The organism is Prevotella sp. BV3P1 (assembly GCF_000479005.1).
Lineage (GTDB): Bacteria > Bacteroidota > Bacteroidia > Bacteroidales > Bacteroidaceae > Prevotella.
In genome coordinates this window covers 1-22,866 of sequence record NZ_AWXC01000032.1, presented here as the reverse complement: position 1 = coordinate 22,866, position 22,866 = coordinate 1, and the positions used below count along the sequence as shown (strand labels likewise).

Here is a 22,866-nt window from a genome sequence, read left to right as displayed (position 1 = left end):
TGTCAAGCCTCGGCTTATTCTGGATAAACCAGGTTTTTGTCTTCAATCTTTAGCAGTACCTCTTCAAGGAATTTGCGTGATTCAAGTTTTGCCATGGGTAAGTCGTGCAACAGGTAGTTGCCACAATCCTTGGGTTGTGCGCCGGGAATCTCACCCTCATAGTTGGCAATGAAGTTGAAGGTGCGTATCATCAAGTCGACAATGTCGCTGCTTTTCAGGTCGCCATGTATAATAAGGTAGTTGCCAGTGAGGCATCCCATGGGTCCCCAGTAAACGATTTTGTCTTTCCACTGGGCATCATTGCGCAGATAGGTGGCGGCTAAATGCTCGATGGTGTGCAAGGCACCAATGTGTAACACGGGTTCACGGTTGGGCTCTTTCATGCGAATGTCGAAAGTGGTGATGACTTCAGAACCGACAACGTCTTGCCTGCTTACATAAATACCACGCAACAGTTTGTTGTGGTTGATGGTGAATGAGGGAATCTTGTTCATTTTTTAGTTTGTGAGTTTTTTAGTTTTTTAGTTGATGAGTTGTTAGTTGACGAGGTTTTAGTTGACAAGTTTACGAGTTGATGGCTTTTCTTTGCTTGTGGGTTTTATAGTTAATGCGTCAACAGAGAAAGCTATCAACTTGTGAACTTGTCAACTCGTAAACTTGTCAACTATTCCACTATCTGTATAAACTCTTTGGTGACATGGAACGAATTGTTGGCCAATCGCTCCCAAAAATCATAATACTGTGCCGCGTTTGTATCCTTTAAAGGCACATCACTGATTACGCGGAAGGAGATGAACGGCGTGTGATAAAGGTAACAGGTTTGGGCAATGGCACAACTCTCCATGTCAACAGCCATGGCTGTGGGAAAAGAGGAAAGTATTTGTTGCATCTTCTCTTTGCTGTCAACAAACCAATCGCCACTCACAATAAGACCGCTACGAATGTTAGTTCCGCAGTCGATGGCGCACGCCTTACGAACTAATTCGGCTGGAGAGGCGTAACTTGAGGGCATTCCCATGATTTGACCTGCTTTGAACTCTTTGCCACAATAAGCGTCGTGGTAACAACATTGTGTGCTTACAACCACGTCGGTAGGACTTAAAGACACATCTGCACCACCCGCACATCCAGATGAAATCATCAAGTCGGGATGATGATAATTTATCAATTCCACCGCACCAATGGCAGCATTTACCTTTCCAATGCCACATTGTTGCATCACGATTTCGTGTTGTCCAATGCGTCCCGTGATGACAGACAGATGCCGATGTTGTTGTGTCTGCATATCTTCGAGCAAGGATTTGAGTTGCGTGAACTCTTTCTCCATGGCCACAATGATACCTATTTTCATGATTGTTGTTTGCTATTTAGCTGCAAAGGTAGCAAAAAATGGTTGCACAGACAGGTGTAAACGGTAAAGTTTTGCTATCTTTGCGCTTAAATCTTAACATAAAACAGCTATTCATGGAAGCTTTGAAGAAATATGGGTTGGATGTCGCCGCCGTTGTCTTGTTCGTCTTGATTTCATTCGCTTATTTCGTCCCAGCCAGTCTGGAAGGGCGCATTCTGTTCCAGCATGATGCTTCGGCAGGAAAGGGTCTTGGGCATGAACAAACAGAATATTATCAACGAACGGGTGAACGAACCCGATGGACCAATTCGGTGTTCGGGGGTATGCCCACCTATCAAACGGCTCCATCGTACAACAGTACTGACATACTGAGCAAGGTGATGAACGCTTACCACTTGTGGCTGCCCGAAAATGTGTGGTATGTGTTTGCCTATTTGTTGGGCTTCTACATCTTGCTGAGGGCTTTTGATTTCCGCAAGGAACTGGCTGTTTTGGGTTCTGTCATCTGGGCTTTCTCCAGTTACTTCTTCATCATCATTGCTGCCGGACACATTTGGAAAGTGATGGCTTTGGCCTATCTGCCGCCTATGATTGCTGGCATTGTGCTTAGTTATAGGGGAAAATATCTCTGGGGATTAATCCTGACGGCCTTGTTCACCGCCTTTGAAGTGAAGGCCAACCACGTTCAGATGACCTATTATTATTTGTTCATCATCTTCTTCATGGTTATCGCCTTCTTGGTTCAGGCCGTGAAAGACAATCAGTTGGCACGGTTTGGTAAGGCAACAGCCGTGTGTATCGCCGCCGCTGCCATCGGTATCTGCATCAACCTGAGCAATCTGTATCATACATGGGAATACAGTCAAGAGTCGATGCGTGGCAAGAGCGAACTGGTGAAGCCCAACTCGGCCAACCAAACCAATAGCGGCTTGGAGCGCGACTACATCACCCAGTGGAGTTATGGCATTGGTGAAACATGGACGTTGCTCATTCCTAATGCCAAAGGAGGAGCGTCTGTTCCGCTCTCAATGAACGAAACTGCCATGAAAAAGGCTGATCCACAGTTCATGGAAATCTATCAACAGATAGGTCAATACTGGGGTGAACAACCCGGAACCAGCGGTCCTGTGTATGTTGGCGCATTCGTCATGATGCTCTTCATCTTGGGATTGTTCATCGTGAAAGGGCCTATGAAGTGGGCTTTGTTGGCAGCTACCATCCTGTCTGTCATGCTGTCGTGGGGTAAAAACTTTATGCCGCTTACCAATTTCTTCATCGATTACGTGCCCATGTACGCCAAATTCCGTACCGTGGCGTCGATTTTGGTCATTGCAGAGTTTACCATTCCGCTGTTGGCCGTGATGGCATTGAAGAAAATCATCGACGAACCCGAACTATTGAACAAACGTTTGAAATATGTATATGTCAGCTTTGGTCTCACGGCTGGGTTCTGTTTGCTGTTCGCGCTGATGCCAACAGTGTTCTTCTCCGACTATGTTTCCACTGCAGAGATGGAGGCTATGAAGAATATTCCTTCCGAATATCAGGGTGCGCTGCTGACAAATCTTCGTGCCATGCGACAAGCTATCTTCACAACAGACTGCTGGCGTTCGTTTGTAATCATCCTCATTGGTACCTTGTTTTTGCTGCTTTACAAGGCAAGGAAAATACACACGGCATGGCTCATCGGCGGGCTTACCCTGTTGTGCTTGGTAGATATGTGGGCTGTCAACAAGCGTTATTTGTACGACAGCATGTTTGTTGAGAAAAGTGTGCGTGAAAATCCCATCGAAATGACACCCGCCGACAAGCAAATTCTGCAGACCAAGGAACTTGACTATCGTGTGTTGAATCTCTCAACGAATACGTTCAACGAGAACGAAACCAGTTATTTCCACAAGAGCATTGGTGGCTATCATCCTGCCAAGTTGCGCCGTTATCAGGAAATGATAGAGGCTTATATCGCACCTGAAATGCAGAACCTGATGAAAAAGATTATGGAAGCGCAGGGCGACATGACGCAATTGAATGGTGATAGTATTTCGCCTGTGCTGAATATGCTCAACACCAAGTTTTTCATCATGCCATTGCAAGGTGGACAAACCGTTCCGCTCAAAAATCCATACGCCTTTGGCAATGCGTGGTTTGTTGATAAATTGACGTATGTGGATAATGCCAATCAGGAAATAGAACGCATCGGAAAGATGAATCTTCGTACTGAGGCCGTGGCTGATAAGAAGTTCAAACAAGAGCTTGGCGAGGCCGTTGCGCAAGACCATTCGTCGGTAGTAACGCTACAGAAGTATGAACCCAACCAACTGACCTATCAGGTAGAGTCGAGCAAAGGTGGCGTGGTGGTGTTCTCTGAGATTTATTATCCGGAATGGACGGCCACGGTTGATGGCGAGGAAGTGCCGGTTGGTCGGGTTAATTACATACTTCGTGCCATCCAGGTGAAACCCGGTAAACACACGGTGGTATTGAGTTTCTTCCCTAAATCGGTCAATCGTACGGAGACCATCGCGTATATTTCCTTTGCTTTGCTGGTGGTACTGATTATCTTGGTATGCTTCAACGAGTTTCGTAAGCGTAAACAGAAGGAAGCAAAGCAAGCGTGATTGGGCTGTTAAGAAGTATAGCGTTGAGGGATGATTATATAACTTTGCGACTAAATTTAATGAGATATTCATGGTATCAGTAGAAGGTTTGAAGGTAGAATTTGGTGTAAAACCCTTGTTCCGCGACGTGAGTTTTGTCATCAATGAGCGTGATAGAATTGCATTGGTGGGCAAGAACGGAGCTGGTAAATCTACCTTACTCAAGATTCTCAATGGTCAACAGAAACCTACCTCGGGTGTCGTTTCGGTTCCTAATGACACCACCATTGGTTATCTTCCGCAGGTGATGAAGATAGCCGACGACACAACTGTCAAGGAAGAAACACGAAAGACTTTTTCTGACAGCATGCGCATGAAGGAACACCTTGAACGCATGCAGAACGAATTGAGTAACCGTACCGACTATGAGAGTGCGTCGTACATGGAACTGGTCGAGAGGTTTACGCAGGAACATGATCGCTATTTGATGATGGGCGGTGAGAACTATGAGGCCGAAATGGAGCGGACACTTACCGGACTGGGCTTCACTCAGGCCGATTTTGACCGTCCTACGTCCGAGTTCTCAGGTGGTTGGCGCATGCGAATCGAACTGGCGAAGATTTTGTTGCGTCGCCCTGACGTGCTGTTGCTGGACGAACCCACCAACCATCTCGACATCGAGTCGATACAATGGCTGGAACAATTTCTCGCTCAATCTGCCAAAGCAGTGGTACTGGTCAGTCACGACCGTGCTTTTATCAATAATGTAACCAACCGTACGATAGAGATTACTTGTGGCCACATCGAAGACTATAAAGTTAAATACGATCAATATGTCGTGTTGCGAGCTGAACGACGAGAGCAGCAACTGCGCGCCTATGAAAACCAACAAAAAGAAATAGCCGACACAAAAGCCTTCATTGAGCGTTTCCGTTATCAAGCAACCAAGGCCATTCAGGTGCAACAGCGCATCCGTCAACTGGAAAAGATAGAACCCATTGAGGTTGATGAGGTGGATAACAAACGCATGCACTTGAAGTTTCCCCCATGCCTTCGAAGTGGCGATTACCCTATTATTTGTGATGAACTTCGCAAAGATTATGGCTCTCATACGGTGTTCAAAGATGTTACTTTCACCCTTAAACGTGGGGAAAAGGTTGCCTTTGTTGGAAAAAATGGCGAAGGTAAATCTACCTTGGTTAAATGTATCATGGGTGAGATTCCGTATACCGGCACACTGAAGGTAGGGCATAACGTGCAGATAGGCTATTTCGCACAGAACCAAGCACAGTTGCTGGATGAGGAACTGACGATTTACGAAACGATTGACCGTGTGGCAACGGGTGACATGCGACTGAAAATCAACGACCTGTTGGGTGCGTTTATGTTCGGTGGCGAAACGTCTGAGAAGAAGGTTAAGGTGCTATCGGGTGGCGAACGCAGTCGGTTGGCGATGATTCGCTTGCTTTTGCAACCCGTCAACCTGCTCATTCTTGACGAGCCTACCAACCATTTGGACATGCCATCAAAAGATGTTTTGAAAGAGGCCATACGGGCTTTCGATGGTACGGTGATACTGGTGAGCCACGACCGCGACTTCCTCGGCGGCCTGGTAAGCAAGGTTTACGAGTTCGGTGGTGGCCAGGTGAAAGAACACTTAGGTGGCATCTACTACTTCATCCGCAGTCATGCGCAGTCGTTGGATGATGACGCTGACAACCATAGCATCGATTCTCTTTTGCACACAAACACACAGTCGGGTGCATCACAACCATTGCAAGCTGCTTCAAAAACAGAAAAGAGTGGGGCTGAAGAATATCTCCAGCGCAAGGAACAGCAAAAGAAAGTACGCAAACTAAAACGGAGCATCGAGGAGAGTGAAGCTAAAATCGCTGCTATGGAAAAGCGTATCACCGAACTAAACACCATTCTCTCACAACCAGAAAATGCGTCTAACATGGAGTTGGTCACTGAATACACGTCTATTCAACGAGCATTGGATGCGGAAAACGAACGATGGATGGAGCTTAATGAGAAAATGGAGAAACTTTGAACATTGAACTTTGAACATTGAACTTTGAGGTTTGAACTTTGAACTATCAACTTGTTAACTATCAACTTGTAAACTCGTAAACTAAAAAACTCGTAAACTAAAAAACTCGTAAACTAAAATACATTAAAATTTATGAAACATTTATTTCCAATCATGATGTTGATGGTGGCACCCACGATGGGGATGGCACAATCAAAATCGGGGCTTGTCGAGGCTAATTTTGACAAGTCTGTTCGCCCAGCCGATGATTTTTACCAGTTTGCCACGGGCGGATGGCAGAAGAAACATCCGCTGCCAGCGGCTTATTCGCGCTTTGGCAGCTTCGACCAGTTGGCCGAAGACAACAACAAGCGAATTAACACCATCTTGGGTGAATTGCAGAAGAAGACGTATAAGAAAGGTACGATGGAGCAAAAGCTGTCCGACTTCTACAAGCTCGCCATGGATGCCGACCGTCGTAACAAGGAGGGCATCAAACCGGTGAAACCCTTGTTGGATGAGATGGAAGCCGCCAAAACGAAGAAAGACCTGGAGCAACTGCAATTGAAGTATGCCGCTCAGGGATATGGTGTCGCTTGCGGTACTTACTTCGCTGCTGACGAAAAGAATGTGACGATGAACATTCTGAACGTCAGTCAGGGTGGATTAACGTTGGGACAGAAAGACTATTACCTCAACAACGATGCGGCCACCGTAGCCATTCGCGACGAATATAAGAAGCATATCGCGCGCATGTTCAACCTCTATGGATTCGATGAGGCTCAGGCACAGGCAAAGGCGGATGTCATTTTCAAAACAGAGACCGCACTCGCCTTGATTTCAAAGAGCATGACGGAGCTTCGTGACCCACAAGCCAACTACAACAAGATGACCTTGAAAGAGTTCAAGTCCAATTATCCCAACATCAACCTCGAAGGCATGGCTAATGCAGAGGGCGTGAAGAGTGAGTACATTCAGACGATGGTTGTCGGCCAACCGTCATTCCTGGAAGGATATGACAAGCTGTCTGCTGCTGCCACTGCCGACGATTTGCGCGCGCTGATGGAGTGGGACGTCATCATGTCGTCATCAAGCTATCTCACCGATGCAATCCGTGAGGCCAACTTCAACTTCTTCGGTAAGACCATGAGTGGCCGCAAGGAGGATTATCCGCTGTGGAAACGTGCCACCAATCAGGTTGAGGCACAGATGGGCGAGGCGCTCGGCAAGATGTACGTAGCCCGTTACTTCCCTGAGAGTTCTAAAAAGAAGATGGAGAACTTGGTGCGCAATCTGCAAATTGCATTGGGCCAACGTATTGATGCACAAACATGGATGAGCGATACAACCAAGGCCGAAGCACATAAGAAGTTGGATAAATTCTATGTAAAGATTGGCTATCCTAACAAGTGGCGCGACTATTCTAAGTTGAACATCGACCCCGCTAAGTCGTTCTATGAGAACGTTATGGCATGCCGCCAGTTCGCACACGAAAATCATATTGCCGAGCGTGCAGGTAAGCCAGTCGACCGTGATGAGTGGTTCATGACGCCGCAAACCGTGAACGCCTACTACAATCCCACCACCAACGAGATTTGTTTCCCAGCGGGAATCCTGCAATATCCGTTCTTCGACCCTAAGGCCGACGAGGCCTTCAACTATGGTGCCATAGGCGTGGTGATTGGTCATGAGATGACACACGGATTCGATGACCAAGGTCGTCAGTACGATGCCAATGGCAACATGAACGATTGGTGGACTGCCAACGATGCGAAAGGGTTTAACAAGAGAGCCGACATGTATGCCGATTTCTTCTCCAATATCAATGTTTTGCCCGACCTCAAAGCTAACGGACGCTTCACGTTGGGTGAAAATTTGGCCGACCATGGCGGATTGCAGGTTAGTTTCCTGGCTTATAAGAACGCCACGGCGAAGAAGCCTTTGAAGACCAAAGACGGATTTACCCCCGATCAACGTTTCTTCCTGGCCTATGCAGGCGTGTGGGGACAGAACATCACCGAGCAGGAAATTCGCAACCGTGTGAAGCGTGATCCACATGCGTTGGGCAAGTGGCGCGTCAATGGTGCGCTTCCTCACGTTGACGCTTGGTACGAGGCGTTCAACGTGAAAGAAGGCGACAAGCTCTTCATTCCGAAGAAAAACCGCTTGGATTTGTGGTAATTCTTCCAGATTATTGAAATCATCATATCCACTCATTTGAGCATCAACTTCTCAAGTGAGTGGATTTTTTCTTGATTGTCGTTCACGATGTTCTTGAACGCTTGAGATTTGTAAGAAACCTGATGCCAAGAGTATTGCAAGGGTATGAAATGCACGGAAACGGCTATCTGTTATTTCTTTGTAAATCATTGAATATCAGCTAATAATAAAAATATTTATCGATAGCATTGTCCGTGTTCGTCAAACTCATTGACTTTGGAATGCAAACCCATACAGATTTGAGGCCAAACTCTATGACTTTGAAGCCCAAACTCCATGACTTTGAAAATGCGGTAAATCTCTCTTATAAAACACTGTCAATGAGAGGTTTATGAAAAGGTGGTTTTTTTTTGCGGAAAGGATGGTGATGCACAGGGGTGCATTCGCCATTCGCCCTGTTATTTTTAGAGCGTTTGCCCAGTTGTGTATAGAATGATTAAGTGGGTGTGCGATGGCTGAAAGCAACTGAAGTAGTGAACATTCAAGTTCAATCCGTGTGTGCTTTCAGCACGCGGTGAGGCATGCGTCCATGCCCCAACAAGTCGATAGGGCAGCCGAGGTGTTGCTCCAGCTCAACCATCGACAGCTCCGTGTCGGGGTGGTAGTGTACGTTGTGGTTGACACAGGCCACGGCTTTCACGTTTTGCAGGATAGGGCCAATGTCGTGACTTACGATGATGATGGCGCAATCGCGGTTGATGTCGTTGAGCATTTGGTACATTTGTTCTTGGAATTGCCTGTCAATGTAGGTGTTGGGTTCATCCAAAATCAGCACTTCTGGTCGTGCAACGATGGCGCGAGCCAGCAACACGCGCTGCAACTGGCCGCCACTCAGGGTGCCGATGGCACGTCGGCGCAGTTCGGTGAGCTGCATCCTGGCAAGCGTTTCGTCCACCATGTGGTGGTGCTTGGACGTGAATGGGGAGAATAATTTCTTTTGTCCACTCAGTCCCGACAGCACTACTTCTTGCACCGAGATGGGGAATTTCTTGTCGATGTCGTTGTATTGTGGGAGATAACCCATGCTGATGTGGTCTGCAAGTGTTCCGTTTCGGTAGAACTTGATTTGTCCCTCGCTCGGCTTTTTCAGACCGATGATGAGTTGTACAAGGGTAGTTTTTCCACCACCGTTTGGTCCGATGATACCCAGAAAGTCGTGATCGTACACGGTGAGGTTCACGTCTTGCAGAACTGTTTTCGGTCCGTATGCCGCGCTGATGTTTTCTAATTGGATGATGGGTGTCATGCGGTTATTTTAGTTTTTTGGCAATACTCACCATTTCTTCGCTCCAATTGTGGCTCAAGGGGTTGATGGCTATCGTTTCTGCACCCACCTCTTGGCTGACAATCTTCGTGCTTCTGGTTTCAAACTGCTTCTGCACAAACATCACTTTCACCTTCTTGTCCTTGGCCAGTTGGATGGTCTTTTTCAGTTGGGCGGCACTGGGTTCGCGCCCTTCTTCCTCCACAGGAATCTGCAAAAGCTCGTAGTCGCGAGCAAAGTAGGTGAGGGCAGGGTGGTCAATGAGGAAAGCTTGCGACTTGTCACGCGTGAGCTGTTCGCGCAGTCGCATGTCGGTAGCCTCAATGGTGTCTATCAAGGCTTCGTAATTTCTCCTGTACGAGGCACTATCTCGTTCATTAATGCTGACCAACGCTTGGTAGATATTTCGTGCGATTTGCTTTGCGTTGTTGGTGCTCATCCAGGTATGTGGATCAGTAACGCCGTGTGAAGAGTGGGCCAAATCAATGCCTTCAGACGAATCGATGATGATGGTATGCGGTGCGTTTTGGCTCAGTTTTTTCATCCATGTGCGCTCAAAGCCAATGTTTCCCACCTTGATGTACAGGTCGCTCTCGGCCAACTTCACCATCTGTTGAGTGGTTGGTTCGTAGGTTTCGGGGTTTCCTCCCTGGGGAACCATGGTGTTTACAACAAACTTGTCACCAGCAATTTGTTCGGTGAAATAGCGCAGTGGCTCTATGGTCACCGTGATTTTTCGCCTCGTGTCTTGCGGGTTGGTGGTGCAAGATGCGAGAAAGAGCGTGACCGTGAGTAACAGAAGGTATTTTTTCATTGAGCGTGTCATGTATGTAATGCTTATAAAATGAGATTCATGCCATAAATGATAAGTAGGTATCTGAATATTTTTCCCAAGGTGAAAGAGACGAGGGTGACCCAGATGTTGGCTCTCACCAGTCCTAAGACGATGGCTATGGCGCTGCCGATGATGGGCAGAAAAGCGAAGAAACCTATCCAGGCGCCGTAACGGGCCATCAGTCGTTGTGCGCGGTCCAGCTTGTCGGGTTTGACATGTAGGTATTTCTCTATCCAGTCTAACCGCCCCAATGTGCCGATGAAATAATTGAACAACGAGCCAATGACGTTTCCAATGGTGCCGTACACAACCAAGGGCCAGGGGTTAAGACCGGCTGCCAACAGACCCGCCATGACGGCTTCGCTGCTGAAAGGAAAGACCGATCCAGCTAAAAGTGAGGCCAAGAACATGCCCACATAGCCGTATTGTATCAAGAGATCTATCAATGTATCCATAGTTGATAACCCGTGATGGTCAGCGTGATGATAAACAGCGTGAGACAAGTAATGCCCGACAGGCGCGAGCCGGTGAACGTGATGTAGTGGCCGATAAGTGGTGAAACGCTGACAATGAGTGCAGGTAAGAGGTTGGGTAGGTGCGTAGGTTGCAGGATGATGAACACGATGGTGGCTGCCATCATCAAAATGAAGGATGAGAAAAACAAGCGAATGCGAATCTTATCCTTTGAACTGTTGAGGAGAAAATGCAGCATGCCGATAATGCCCAATGCACAGATAAAGCAGAGCGTCAGCAGGTTCAGTAGGGAAATGCTTTGGAAATCGAAGAGAGGTGCAATGTCGGTGATGCTGGAAAAGTGATGGATGAGCGTGTCAGCATCGTGTAGATAGACGTAATAGCCTCCTACAAACCAATAGGGAGTGATGACAGCCAGCAGCGAAGCCCAGAAGGTTCGCCAGCCCATGCCCATGACGTAAAACCGCAAGATAATCCACCAAATGGGGAGAAGGAATAGTATTTGGACAAACCAAATGCTGGCCACGCCGATGAAGAAGAACGCATTAAACACGCTGCTGATGGCCGATTTGTCTTGATAGGCGCGGAACATGAACAAATAGGTGAGGGCAAAACAAAGTTGAACGATGCAGGCTTCCAGGTGAACGAATAGGGGTAGGGCAGCGACAGAGAGCACAAGATACGAACAAGACAGCATGCGACTGTAGGTTCGTATCAAAGTGTGCTGGTTGTTCAGTTCGACCATGGTCAAAGTAGTCATGAGCATCAGTATGAACTGAGGCCACAACTGCTGTTGAAGCAAACCGCCCATGAACCAAATGCCTATTGCATATACCATGGTGATGGGCAGAGCATAACGACTTCCTGCTATTCTGTTTTGTAATCTATGCGTCATGAATCAAACCAAACGACACTGTAAGTGCATTCTCAAGTTAAAGCATCGGTGACGACAGCTGTTCGTGCTTGTTGGACTGACCAGCTGGTCTTCGTATGTACGAGCGTAGGCATTTATAGGTCTTTGCCGATGTCTTTTCGGAAATACACGTCTTGAAAATCAATCTTTTTTGCAGCTGCGAAACTCTTATTCAGTGCCTCGTCTTTATCTTTTCCATACGAACAAACGGCCAAAACCCTGCCGCCGGCAGTGACAACCCGCCCATCTTTCACCGCCGTTCCGCTGTGAAAGACAATGCTGTCCTTTACCGTTTCGAGTCCAGCGATAGGATATCCCTTGGTATAGGCTTGCGGATAACCGCCGCTGACGAGCATGACACACACCACGGAACGAGGGTCGAACGCCACTTGTCGCTGATCTAAATCGCCTTGAGCCACTCCCTCGAACAAGTCAACGATATCACTCTTCAGTCGTAGCATCACGCTTTCGGTTTCTGGATCGCCCATTCTACAGTTGTATTCTATCACCATGGGTTCGCCTTTCACATTGATTAAGCCAAAGAAGATAAAACCTTTGTAGTCGATTCCTTCTTCAGATAGTCCCTTTATCGTTGGCTGAATGATTCGTTCCTCCACCTTCTTCATCCAGTCATTATCTGCAAATGGGACGGGTGAAACGCTGCCCATGCCACCTGTATTCAGTCCTGTATCGCCTTCACCAATACGTTTATAATCCTTCGCTTCTGGCAAAATTTGATAATGTTTGCCATCGGTTAAGACGAAAACAGAACATTCTATTCCACTTAGATATTCCTCTATGACGACTCGTGCCGACGCTTTTCCAAACATACCCCCTAACATTTCCTTTAGTTCTCGCTGTGCTTCTGCCAACGTAGGGAGTATTAAAACGCCCTTACCAGCACATAGTCCGTCGGCTTTCAACACGTATGGAGCCTCTAAAGTCTCCAAGAAACGAAGTCCTTCATCTAAAGTCTCACCCGTAAAGGTGTGGTATCGAGCGGTTGGAATATGATGGCGTTGCATGAAAGCCTTGGCAAAATCCTTGCTACCTTCCAGTTTTGCCCCTTCTTTCGATGGACCTATGACCACGGTGTCTTTAGTTCGAGAGTCATTTTTCAACGCATCGTAGATGCCATTCACAAGTGGATCTTCGGGTCCAACGACAACCATATCAATCTTTTGGTCGCATATAAAATCTTTGATAGCATCGAAATCGTTCACCTGAATGTCGACGTTGGTGCCTACTTCACTTGTTCCAGCATTGCCGGGGGCGATGAATAGTTGGGTTACTCGTTTGCTTTGTGCTATTTTCCAGCCCAAGGCGTGTTCTCTTCCGCCACTGCCTAATAATAATATCTTCATGCGTATGTTTCCTTTTTTATTTCAGATAATCTTCAAAGTACTGTGTGATGCGTTCGTGGAGGTGAACACTTTGATGTCCTCTCATATTGTGTGGTTCACCCGGATAGACGAAGAAATCGGGTTGAGTGCCTTGCTTGATACACTCAGCAATGAACGACAAGCAGTGTTGCGGCACTACCGTTTTGTCGTTAGTGCCTTGAATAATTTGTAATTTTCCTTTCAAATTCTTGGCTTGTGGTATCAAGGAAGTCTTGCTGTAGCCCTCTGGATTGGCTTGTGGTGTATCCATATAGCGCTCTCCATACATCACTTCATACCATTTCCAATCAATAACAGGACCGCCAGCGACACCCACTTTGAAGGTTTCGGGATAATTTGTCATCAGCGAAATGGTCATAAAACCGCCGAAACTCCAACCATGCACGCCTATTCTGTTGGCATCGACGTATGGTAAAGTCTTCACATATTCAATGCCCTTCATTTGGTCTTGCATCTCTATCTGACCTAATTGGCGGAATGTTGCTTGTTCAAAATCCCTTCCTCGCCGCTCACTTCCTCTGTTATCGAGTATGAAGAGGATGTATCCCTTCTGTGCCATGTAGGTTTCCCAACTGCGAGAAGCGTAATGCCAACGTGCATCTACGTTGTGTGCATGGGGTCCTCCGTACACATAAAGCACTAAAGGATATTTCTTGTTTTCATCAAAATTGGCAGGTTTCACCATGCGATAGTACAAGTCGGTCGTGCCGTCAGCAGCTTTGAGAGTGCCACATGTAAAGCTTGGTACTTGATATCCTTTCCAGGGGTCAGCCGCTTCAAAGTACTGGGTGCGCTCTCCGTTGGCCGTATTGATAATCTCGATGTTGCGTGGAACGGTGGGTTCGCTGTACTTATCTACGATAAATGCTCCAGAAGGAGATAATGACGGACTGTGATAGCCACGCCCGTTGTCCAATAATCTGCGCTTTCCAGTCTTGACATTCACGGTGTATGTGTTGGTTTGCAACGCATGCTTTTCGGTAGAGGTATAGACAATCGACTTGTCTTTTGTATTGAATCCTATCACGTCTAACACCACCCATTTGCCTTTGGTAAGCTGTTTTACCAACTTGCCGTTTGCTTGGTAGAGGTACAAATGATTGTAACCGTTACGTTGGCTTTGCATGATGAAGAGGTTGTTGTTCCAAGGCAAGAATGCAATGGGGTGCTGTGGCTCTACATATTTATCGTGCGTCTCTCGGTAAAGTTCAGCGATCTTTTTGCCTGTTTGCGCATCGTAGCTCACCAACCGACAGTCATTTTGGTCCCTATTCAGCTCAAACATATAGATAGTCTTGCTGTCTGGACTCCATGCAATGTTAGTAAAATATCGGTCAGTGGGGTCACCAGCTTGCAAAGTAACCGTCTTTTTCGTGGTTAAGTCATACACCATCACCGTTACCTTATGACTTGTTTCGCCTGCCATAGGATATTTGTCGGGCTCGCATTTGGCTATTCTACTGAAGATGTTTACCTGCGGATAGTCAGCCACCATGCTCTGATCCATGCGATAGAATGCCAATTTCTGTCCATTGGGTGCCCAAAACATACCTTTATGTATGCCAAACTCGTCACGATGTACGCTTTGACCATACACGATTTCCCTACTTCCATCAGTTGTCAACTGGATGTCGTTGCCATCAAAAGTGCGTAGATGGAGTTGCTGACTTTTAGGTTCTATATAAGAAATAGCCTTGGATATGGCATTCCATTCGGCCACATCACCCTCGTCAGCAGTGCTCATGCACCATGCTGTCTTTTTCGTTTTCCAGTTGTACAGGCTCATGGTTGCCCCATTCCGCAACAATACCAACGACTTGTCAGGGTAGGGAAACGAGGCACCAAACAGGTTTTTAACCTGGCTGGAGCAGTCGCTTACCGCGTATTTGTTTATTTCATCCAGCGTGAATAGGATGCTCTCTTTGCCCGTTTTCTTGTCGATAACGCTGCATTGTTTGGCGTCTGTGCGAATCAGCTCATCGCCCCACCATGTAGTGTAGCGATTTTCTGGGACGAACTTTCGATAGTTTTTCCCTCCAAAGTTTAACTCTTCGAGCGTGAATAGTTTCTGTCCCATAACCTTTTGTCCACCTACGAATAGGGCAATGAGGGTAAGAAAACTGAACCAAGTTTTATTCATAATCGTCTATTTGATAATTCTTTCTTCCACGCTCTTTACCACCTCGTTTACCAAATGACCGTCCACGTCCGTCTTTGTCAAAACGTTTCTTGCCTTTGTAGTCTGGCATATCGTTACTATCATACGAGCGGTCGTTGCGACGGTTCCCGCCTCTTTTTCGCTCATCTCTTTCCTGTACTCGTTCTAAAGAATGAAATTTGAACGAGCGGATATCCGCAATTTCGTTCTCTTCGTTTTCTTCTAAGCGTTTTTTGAACTCACGATTTTTCTTAAAGCGATGCTTTTCAGCCATCTCTTTCTTTTCCTCTTCAGTCTTGATAATGCCTCCTTCGGCACGAAATTCCTTCATCTTTCCGTCGAAGATAGCATACTTTCTAAACTCACATTCAAGGCTTCCGTTGTACACTGGTATCTTGATAGACGGTTTCAAACCAATCTGTTCGAAACATTCTTCACGATAACTCAATATCCAAGCATCATTGCCCATGAACTCATGTTTCAGTCGTTCGCCAATCATCTTGTAGGTTCCGAGCAAGTTAGGCGTGGAGATACGCTCGCCGTATGGCGGATTAGTAATGAGAATACTGGGTTCTTGAGGCTTCTTAAAGTTCTTGAAATCAGCCTGTTCTATCGTGATATCTTTGGTTAGTCCCGCTGCTTTAACATTCAGTCGAGCCGTGTTCACCGCTTTCATGTCGATGTCGTAGCCATAAATATGGTGTGTAAACTCGCTCTCTTGCGACTCGTCATTATAGATACGGTCGAACAACTCCTGGTCAAAGTCGGGCCATTTCTCAAATGCAAACTCCTTTCTAAAGATGCCAGGACTCATGTTTCGGGCAATCAGTGCCGCTTCTATCAACAACGTACCACTGCCACACATCGGGTCAATGAAGTCGGTTTCGCCTTTCCAGCCTGTCATCAAAATCATTCCAGCAGCCAACACCTCGTTCAAAGGAGCTTCTACAGATTCCTGCCGATAGCCTCTTCGGTGCAGCGACTCTCCACTGGAATCCAAACAAAGCGTTGCATCTTCGTCGGCAATGTGTATGTGTAGGCGGATGTCAGGATTGCTCACCGAGATGTTCGGGCGTGTTCCCGTCTTTTCTCTGAATTGGTCTACGATGGCATCCTTCACCTTGTAGGTCACGAATCTGGAATTTCTGAACTCTTCAGAATAAACCACCGAGTCGACAGAGAATGTCTTTCCTTTTTCTATGTACTGGCTCCAGTCCACCGTTTTGATTTCATCATACACATCTTCAGCAGAGCGAGCCTTGAAGTGCTTGATGGGTTTTAGAATACGAATGGCCGTATGGAGTTGGAAATTGGCGCGGTACATCATCTCTTGATTGCCCGAAAACGACACCATTCTGCGTCCTATTTGTACATTGTTTGCACCCAGTTGGGTTAGCTCTTGTGCCAAAACGGGTTCCAAGCCCATGAAAGTTTTGGCGATGAGTTCAAATTCCATTTGATTGAATTGATAAATAATGGTTGTATTAAAATAATGAAAACTTAATTCTTGTTGTATTTCTTTGTGTCGGGAGCCAAGTCTTCTGTCACCCAAACATTGGCGCCAATGACGCTTCCCTTACCGATGGTAACTCTGCCTAAGATGGTGGCATTGGCATAAATGATGACGTTGTCTTCAATGATGGGATGACGTGGAATGCCCTTGACAGGGTTCCCATGTTCGTCTAACGGAAAGCTTTTAGCCCCCAAGGTTACCCCTTGGTATATTTTCACGTTGTCGCCAATCGTGCATGTAGCACCAATAACGACACCTGTACCATGGTCAATGGTGAAGTATCGGCCTATGTGTGCGCCCGGATGAATGTCGATTCCAGTTTCCGAGTGAGCCATTTCTGTCATCATTCTGGGTATCAGAGGAACATTGAGTAGATAGAGTTCGTGTGCGATGCGATAGTTTGCCAATGTTTTGATGATAGGGTAGCACGCTATAATCTCAGCCCGGCTTTCAGACGCAGGGTCGCCATTGTAAGCTGCGATGACATCTGTTGAGAGTTTTTCACGTATTTCAGGTAGTTTCTTGACCAACTTGAACGACAAATCCCTGGCCATCTTTTTCTGTTCGTCTGCTTCCAACTCGCTCAACGTAGTCTCGCAGTCTTCACAGAAACGGAGTCCAGCTAATATTTGATCTTCCATCAAGCGTTGAAATCGCTCTACGTTTACACCTATATAATATTGTATTGTTTGAATGTTCACCGATGCTTTTCCATAATATCCAGGAAAAAGAATGGCTCTTGACAAGTCTATGATTTCTTGCAGTGTTTTACCAGATGGGAGAGGGTATCCATCACGCTGCCGATGGCACAAGTTGTTGAGTGATTCTGGTTGGGATAGCTGTTCAACCGTGCTTGTCAACGCATGAGTCAAATTATCTTTACTCATCTCTATGTAATGTCTCAATATTTAAGGTACAAAGGTACGATTTTTAAATTGAAAACAATTAGTAGCGATGCATAAATTTAATTATTTTCGATTGTAATACGATTGTAACGTGTGTTTAAAAGACTTGTAATATAACTCCGCTATTTTTGCTCACAAAATCAGTAGGCGCTATGCCAGACTGTACTTTGATTATTCATTATTAAACCATATCAATGTTAACAATTTATTTGTGCATCGTCATTTTTCTGCTTTCTTTGGCAGTTTTTGACTTATTTGTAGGTGTCTCTAATGATGCTGTCAACTTCTTACAATCGGCAGTGGGAGCCAAGGTGGCCAAGTTTCGCACCATCCTTATCATTGCTTCCTTTGGTGTAGTATTAGGCGCGGTCATGTCATCTGGCATGATGGATGTGGCTCGGCATGGCATCATGAATCCAGCCCAGTTTAGTTTCCATGAGGTCATGATTATTTTCTTGGCAGTTATGGTAACAGACGTCATTGTCTTGGATATCTTCAATCGCTTGGGAATGCCTACCTCCACTACGGTATCCATGGTCTTCGAGCTGTTGGGTGCCACCTTCATGTTGGCCATTATCAAGATGATAGCCGACTCCTCTCTCGGATTCAGTGACTTGCTCAACACAGAACAGGCCTTAAAAGTAATTATTGCCATCTTTGTGAGTGTCGCCATCGCTTTCGTCTTTGGCGTTGTCGTGCAGTATCTAACGCGTATCATTTTTACTTTCAATTACAAGAAAAACATGCGTTATGCCATTGCCGTTTTTGGTGGCATCGCATTCACCGCTTTGGCTTACTTCATCTTTATGAAGGGTTTAGGGAAGTCTCCTTATATATCCGAAGCCACACGGCAATACATCAATGACCATGTAGGCATGTTGCTTGTTTATACCTTTATCGGCTCGGCCATCCTCATGCAGATTATGCATCTCATGGGAGTGAACATCTTCAAGTTCGTTGTGTTGATGGGAACATTTGCCTTGGCGATGGCATTTGCTGGCAACGACTTGGTTAACTTTATCGGCGTTCCGCTTGCAGGCCTTGATTCGTATCAAACTTATTTGGCGCAGGGTAACGGCACTGCACCCACTTCTTTCTTGATGACCAGTTTGGTTGAGAGTGCCAAAACCCCTCCACTTTATTTAATGTTGGCAGGCGTTATCATGATTATAGCCATGGCTACATCTAAGAAAGCTCACCGCGTGATTAAGACTTCGGTTGATTTGGCGCGACAAGACGAGGGCGACGAGATGTTTGGATCGAGTGGTGCAGCACGCAGTATCGTGCGTTTCACACAGAATACCAACTCGTATATCACCAAAATCATTCCAAATCGATCCCTCGATTGGGTTAATCGCCGTTTTGATCAGCGAGCCGTATCTTTAGATGAAGGAGCTGCATACGACGTGGTTCGGGCGGCGGTTAACTTGGTTTTGGCTTCCATGCTGATCACCTTTGGTACCAACTACAAGTTGCCATTGTCTACCACCTATGTTACCTTCATGGTTGCCATGGGTACCAGCTTGGCCGACCGGGCATGGAGTCGCGAGAGTGCCGTGTTCCGTGTAACGGGCGTGTTATCCGTCATTGGTGGTTGGTTTATCACGGCTGGCGTAGCATTTCTTTGCACCGCTGTGGTTGCTTTGCTGATGTTTTATGGAGGTATCTTAGCACAAGCGGCCTTCATCGCCTTAGTAATCTATTGTTTATTTAGAGGGTCGAAGGATAAGTCGAACGACGGTTCGGGCAAAGATGATACCTACCGCTTGATGATGCGCACGCAAGATCCGGTTATCCTTTGGGATTTGTTGGGCAAACATGTCAGTCGTACGCAGAGCTATATGACACGTTTTGCCAACGAACAATACAATGCTATCTTGGACGGATTTATCAATGATAAGCCAAGTGTGTTGAGGCACAGCCTGAATGCGCTGCGCAATGAGAAAACATCTCTCACGAAATACCGTCGACAAGAGCTGATGGCTCTTCGCAAGGCGCCTGCCGACCTCGCCATTGAGCGCAATACGTGGTTCCACATGGGTATGAATGCGTCGCAGCAATACATCTATGGATTGCGTCGTATGCTTGAGCCTATCAAAGAACATGTTGACAACAATTTTACCCCTATCACGCAGCGCCTCATTGACGAATATCAACCCATTCGTTTGAAAATCACCGACTTTTTAACCCAAACCGAAAACTTTATTGCCACAGGTAGGTTTGAAAACTATCGGGAGTTGTTGGATAAGGCTGACCAGTTTGAAACAGAGTTGAGTGAATATCGTAAGAAGCATATCGATCGTATACAGATGGCACAGGACAACGAGACCTTCCAATTGTCCCTTGTCTATCTCAACCTGCTTCAAGAGAGCCAACTACTGATTAGCAGTATGCGCCATCAGCTCAGGGCTGCCAAGAAGTTTAAGGAGTAAAGGCTTTTGCAACAACGAATGGAACAGATGAAATTACTCGAGTCAATAAATAAGGACACTTGATGGGTAGAATTCGTTGGTAAACAATCATTTAACAAGAAATAATAGGAAAGTGCATTGAGTGGTAATACCACGCTTTGCATTTTCCTTTTTCCTTAATCTTGCTTTGTGTTTCCAATCTCTATGACTTTAGAACCCAAAGTCTTTGACTTTACAGGCCAATCTGTATGACTTTGCAGACCAAAGTCAATGAGTTTGGAAGCCGCATGTTTTGCACTAAAATCGTTGTCAGTTGTTCAAGAAACTCAATGATGTCAGCACTAAACAAAATCCCCTCGCCATTCATGTGCTGAAAGCCATGATAGGCGAGGGGACGAGCTGTTGATTTCCTATGATTTGGGACTAATCAAACCGTTTCATCATTCCTTGAATGGGAGCGGTTTGCCAATGCTGCCGTTCGGCACTTGTATCTTCAAAAGGTTGCAAATGGTGGGTGCAATGTCGTTGATGGTTGCTTCGTAACCGCTTCTGCCATGTGGAATTCCCCAGCCGTAAAGTACAAATGGGATGTGCGAATCGTAGGGATTCCATACCCCGTGCGTGGTTCCTTGGTGAGGAGCCGTGCCTGCATGCTCGTAATGAGCGGGCGAAAGTACCACCTCCATGTCACCACTTCTCTGGGCGTTATACCCATTGCGCATCATGTTTTTCAGGCGAATGGGCATGGGAAGACTTTCCATATTTTCGTAATCAACCACGAATTCAATCTTCGTGTCTTGCTTCAAGAATGCTGCAATCTCGTCTTTCACCTTTTTAATGTCAAGACCCGATTGGCCAATGGTTTCATGGTCAAGATAGATACGGTATTCGATATAGTCTTTAACCAATGGCTTGGCTACCCCGAATTTGGACGAGAGGTGTTCGTTGAGAGCCTTCATGGTTGCGCGTGCATCCCATGTTCCGGCCTGAATCTTGTGTGCGCGGAGGTAATCTGTGTTATGTGAAGCTCCGTGATCGGCCGTGAGGAACAGCAGGTAGTTGCCTTTTCCCACCTTTTCATCCAGCTTATTGAGCAGTTTGCCCAACTCCTTGTCCAGGTTGAGGTATATCGCATCAGTTTGTTTACTTCTCACACCGTATTTGTGACCCACATAGTCGGTCGACGAAAAGCTCATGGCCAGGAAGTCGGTTTCATCACCTTGCCCCAGTTTTTCGTTGTCCAAAACCTCCATGGCCAGACGCACCAAGATGGAATTTCCTTCTGGATCGGTGCGCACGTCGCGTTTGATGATGTCGTAATTCTTCTTATTGAAGGCCTTCAACCATGCGGGAAGCTCGTTCATGTAGTAAGTGCTGGTGATGAAAGAACCGGCAGATACATCCATCCAATAGGCCGCATTGGCCGTATGTCCACCGGGCATGATGGCGCTACGGTCTTTGATGGAGATTGAAATGGTGCGCGATCTGAAATCGTTGGCCAATCGTAAAGCGTCGGTCATGGTCGTCACTTTGAGGTTGCGGGGCGACATCTTGCCTGCCTTCGACTGGCTTCCTACGCTGTTAACGGAGTTGTCTTCGGCACAATAGACGCGCTGGCCGTTGATGTAAAAGTTGTTACCGGCAATGCCAGAGATGGCTGGCACCGAGCCTGTATAAACGTGTGTATGGCCTGCGCAGGTAACGGTGGGGGTGTAGTTGATGTTGAGGTTGTCGAAACTGAAGCCGCCATTCATTAGGCGGTTGAAGCCATCTTGCCCAAACCGGCTTTCATAATAAGGCAGATAGTCCCACCTCATTTGGTCTACGATGATGCCTACTACTAGTTTTGGTTTCTTGGGTTGAGCCATCACGAGGAGTGATGAGCATACCAAGAGCGTGCAGAGTGTAAAAAACTTTTTCATTTCTTTCTATTGTTTTGCTGTGATACTGCAAAGTTACAATATTCTTTTTACAAAGCCATGGACATGGCATTACAAAGTAATGATGGTTTGTCGCCGAAGGTTAGTCATGCTTGAGTCGTCTGTTGGGCTCTTTGCTTTCAATCCAAATCCTGAGCAGCCACAGGGCATTGTTGTATGCGCGTTGGCTGATTTTTTGTGTGGGGAAATCCATTTTGACACTGATACTGAAGGCTGTCTTGAACTTTTCAGCCTCGTAAAGGCTGGACTGTCCCGTAAAAGGACCGTTGATAAATCGCATCTTTGCGCGTTGGTGTCCCCCTAAACCAAAGCGGTAGTCCCAGTCGAGGCAGAGCGAAACGGTGCTGAAAAGGTGAATGTCAACGCCCAACTGTGGTATAATACTCAAGGCAGGACATTGTACATCGTGCTCCATATAAAGGGTTGTGCCTGGGTATCCTTCGCTAACTGCATAATTGCCATTGCCTTGTGAACGACTAAGGTTGAGGAAATTGGTTTGAAGGGAGGCGCCAACGTGCGGCTGGATGACCCATTTCTTGGGAAAAAAATAATATTTAGCACCAGCGGTGAGGCCCATGGTATTAATCTTTTTCAGTCCAATTCCGCTGGAAAAGCCGGTCAAAAGTCCGGCTTGTTCAAAGTACACACCTCCTGTTAAAGCCAGTCTTTGCGTGAGAAAATAATCACCGCTGAGTGAAAATAGGTTCCCTTCATTGTCATTGGGAACATAGAAGGGTTGATTTTCTGGCGAATTTTCCCCTACGGAAGTCTTGCCCATTCCCAGTTGTAATCCCCATCGTTTTGGGGTGTCGTCATCACTTGCTGCTTTGATCGGTAACGAACAGAAAAC

General features: G+C 46.5%; 16 protein-coding genes. 4 read left to right on the top strand and 12 right to left on the bottom strand.

Annotated features, from left to right (window positions below; genetic code table 11):
* Nucleotides 1–14: 14 nt before the first annotated feature.
* On the bottom strand, nt 15–494 hold the full coding sequence (locus tag HMPREF1254_RS05870; protein ID WP_023057736.1) for an S-ribosylhomocysteine lyase: 480 nt from the start codon (nt 492–494) through the stop codon (nt 15–17).
* Between the two features lie 170 nt (nt 495–664).
* Nucleotides 665–1,351, bottom strand: a complete 687-nt coding sequence (locus HMPREF1254_RS05865) for a 5'-methylthioadenosine/adenosylhomocysteine nucleosidase (RefSeq protein WP_023057745.1) — start codon at nt 1,349–1,351, stop codon at nt 665–667.
* Nucleotides 1,352–1,464: 113 nt separating this feature from the next.
* Between HMPREF1254_RS05865 and HMPREF1254_RS05860 the strand changes: the two genes are divergently transcribed.
* The 3 genes from HMPREF1254_RS05860 (at nt 1,465) to HMPREF1254_RS05850 (ending at nt 8,161) form a co-directional block, all read left to right on the top strand.
* Nucleotides 1,465–3,969 (top strand): YfhO family protein, encoded by a 2,505-nt coding sequence (locus HMPREF1254_RS05860; RefSeq protein WP_023057755.1) that lies wholly within the window; start codon nt 1,465–1,467, stop codon nt 3,967–3,969.
* 70 nt (nt 3,970–4,039) lie between these two features.
* Entirely contained in the window at nt 4,040–6,001 is a 1,962-nt protein-coding gene (locus HMPREF1254_RS05855) for an ABC-F family ATP-binding cassette domain-containing protein (RefSeq protein WP_023057731.1), read from the top strand.
* Nucleotides 6,002–6,133: 132 nt separating this feature from the next.
* The gene (locus tag HMPREF1254_RS05850) at nt 6,134–8,161 is read left to right on the top strand and encodes a M13 family metallopeptidase (RefSeq protein ID WP_036880152.1); all 2,028 of its coding nucleotides are present in this window, start codon (nt 6,134–6,136) and stop codon (nt 8,159–8,161) included.
* Nucleotides 8,162–8,687: 526 nt separating this feature from the next.
* On the opposite strand, the gene HMPREF1254_RS05845 is transcribed toward HMPREF1254_RS05850, so the two are convergent.
* The 8 genes from HMPREF1254_RS05845 to epsC all read right to left on the bottom strand — a co-directional run bounded on the left by HMPREF1254_RS05845 (nt 8,688) and on the right by epsC (nt 17,647).
* Nucleotides 8,688–9,446 (bottom strand): metal ABC transporter ATP-binding protein, encoded by a 759-nt coding sequence (locus tag HMPREF1254_RS05845; RefSeq protein ID WP_023057753.1) that lies wholly within the window; start codon nt 9,444–9,446, stop codon nt 8,688–8,690.
* Between the two features lie 4 nt (nt 9,447–9,450).
* Nucleotides 9,451–10,278, bottom strand: coding sequence for a metal ABC transporter solute-binding protein, Zn/Mn family (locus HMPREF1254_RS05840; protein WP_036880149.1), 828 nt, complete (start codon nt 10,276–10,278; stop codon nt 9,451–9,453).
* A gap of 23 nt (nt 10,279–10,301) precedes the next feature.
* Nucleotides 10,302–10,754 (bottom strand): YqaA family protein, encoded by a 453-nt coding sequence (locus tag HMPREF1254_RS05835; protein ID WP_004350511.1) that lies wholly within the window; start codon nt 10,752–10,754, stop codon nt 10,302–10,304.
* The gene (locus HMPREF1254_RS05830; RefSeq protein ID WP_023057734.1) at nt 10,742–11,668 is read right to left on the bottom strand and encodes a hypothetical protein; all 927 of its coding nucleotides are present in this window, start codon (nt 11,666–11,668) and stop codon (nt 10,742–10,744) included. Before HMPREF1254_RS05830 ends, HMPREF1254_RS05835 begins: the two co-directional genes overlap by 13 nt.
* 113 nt (nt 11,669–11,781) lie before the next feature.
* Entirely contained in the window at nt 11,782–13,050 is a 1,269-nt protein-coding gene (purD, locus tag HMPREF1254_RS05825) for a phosphoribosylamine--glycine ligase (RefSeq protein ID WP_023057735.1), read from the bottom strand.
* 16 nt (nt 13,051–13,066) lie between these two features.
* The gene (locus tag HMPREF1254_RS05820) at nt 13,067–15,229 is read right to left on the bottom strand and encodes a S9 family peptidase (protein ID WP_023057754.1); all 2,163 of its coding nucleotides are present in this window, start codon (nt 15,227–15,229) and stop codon (nt 13,067–13,069) included.
* Nucleotides 15,222–16,703 carry a THUMP domain-containing class I SAM-dependent RNA methyltransferase gene (locus HMPREF1254_RS05815; RefSeq protein WP_023057742.1) on the bottom strand — a complete coding sequence of 494 codons (1,482 nt, stop codon included), beginning with the start codon at nt 16,701–16,703 and terminating at the stop codon, nt 15,222–15,224. Before HMPREF1254_RS05815 ends, HMPREF1254_RS05820 begins: the two co-directional genes overlap by 8 nt.
* Nucleotides 16,704–16,747: 44 nt before the next feature.
* Nucleotides 16,748–17,647 carry a serine O-acetyltransferase EpsC gene (gene epsC / locus HMPREF1254_RS05810; protein ID WP_023057732.1) on the bottom strand — a complete coding sequence of 300 codons (900 nt, stop codon included), beginning with the start codon at nt 17,645–17,647 and terminating at the stop codon, nt 16,748–16,750.
* Nucleotides 17,648–17,859: 212 nt separating this feature from the next.
* Between epsC and HMPREF1254_RS05805 the strand changes: the two genes are divergently transcribed.
* A complete protein-coding gene (locus HMPREF1254_RS05805) occupies nt 17,860–20,097 on the top strand; it encodes an inorganic phosphate transporter (protein ID WP_023057749.1) in 2,238 nt (745 codons plus the stop codon).
* Nucleotides 20,098–20,516: 419 nt separating this feature from the next.
* Here HMPREF1254_RS05805 and HMPREF1254_RS05800 read toward each other — a convergent pair whose 3' ends face one another.
* Nucleotides 20,517–21,998, bottom strand: coding sequence for an alkaline phosphatase family protein (locus HMPREF1254_RS05800; protein WP_023057741.1), 1,482 nt, complete (start codon nt 21,996–21,998; stop codon nt 20,517–20,519).
* Between the two features lie 100 nt (nt 21,999–22,098).
* Nucleotides 22,099–22,866: hypothetical protein (locus HMPREF1254_RS05795; protein WP_036880144.1), on the bottom strand; the 768-nt coding region annotated here is incomplete at its 5' end.

What these genes read in the sequence shown, in the direction of transcription:
- HMPREF1254_RS05870 (WP_023057736.1), bottom strand. Translation starts at nt 494, where the DNA reads ATGAACAAGATTCCCTCATTCACCATCAACCACAACAAACTGTTGCGT.
- HMPREF1254_RS05865 (WP_023057745.1), bottom strand. Translation starts at nt 1,351, where the DNA reads ATGAAAATAGGTATCATTGTGGCCATGGAGAAAGAGTTCACGCAACTC.
- HMPREF1254_RS05860 (WP_023057755.1), top strand. Translation starts at nt 1,465, where the DNA reads ATGGAAGCTTTGAAGAAATATGGGTTGGATGTCGCCGCCGTTGTCTTG.
- HMPREF1254_RS05855 (WP_023057731.1), top strand. Translation starts at nt 4,040, where the DNA reads ATGGTATCAGTAGAAGGTTTGAAGGTAGAATTTGGTGTAAAACCCTTG.
- HMPREF1254_RS05850 (WP_036880152.1), top strand. Translation starts at nt 6,134, where the DNA reads ATGAAACATTTATTTCCAATCATGATGTTGATGGTGGCACCCACGATG.
- HMPREF1254_RS05845 (WP_023057753.1), bottom strand. Translation starts at nt 9,446, where the DNA reads ATGACACCCATCATCCAATTAGAAAACATCAGCGCGGCATACGGACCG.
- HMPREF1254_RS05840 (WP_036880149.1), bottom strand. Translation starts at nt 10,278, where the DNA reads ATGAAAAAATACCTTCTGTTACTCACGGTCACGCTCTTTCTCGCATCT.
- HMPREF1254_RS05835 (WP_004350511.1), bottom strand. Translation starts at nt 10,754, where the DNA reads ATGGATACATTGATAGATCTCTTGATACAATACGGCTATGTGGGCATG.
- HMPREF1254_RS05830 (WP_023057734.1), bottom strand. Translation starts at nt 11,668, where the DNA reads ATGACGCATAGATTACAAAACAGAATAGCAGGAAGTCGTTATGCTCTG.
- purD (WP_023057735.1), bottom strand. Translation starts at nt 13,050, where the DNA reads ATGAAGATATTATTATTAGGCAGTGGCGGAAGAGAACACGCCTTGGGC.
- HMPREF1254_RS05820 (WP_023057754.1), bottom strand. Translation starts at nt 15,229, where the DNA reads ATGAATAAAACTTGGTTCAGTTTTCTTACCCTCATTGCCCTATTCGTA.
- HMPREF1254_RS05815 (WP_023057742.1), bottom strand. Translation starts at nt 16,703, where the DNA reads ATGGAATTTGAACTCATCGCCAAAACTTTCATGGGCTTGGAACCCGTT.
- epsC (WP_023057732.1), bottom strand. Translation starts at nt 17,647, where the DNA reads ATGAGTAAAGATAATTTGACTCATGCGTTGACAAGCACGGTTGAACAG.
- HMPREF1254_RS05805 (WP_023057749.1), top strand. Translation starts at nt 17,860, where the DNA reads ATGTTAACAATTTATTTGTGCATCGTCATTTTTCTGCTTTCTTTGGCA.
- HMPREF1254_RS05800 (WP_023057741.1), bottom strand. Translation starts at nt 21,998, where the DNA reads ATGAAAAAGTTTTTTACACTCTGCACGCTCTTGGTATGCTCATCACTC.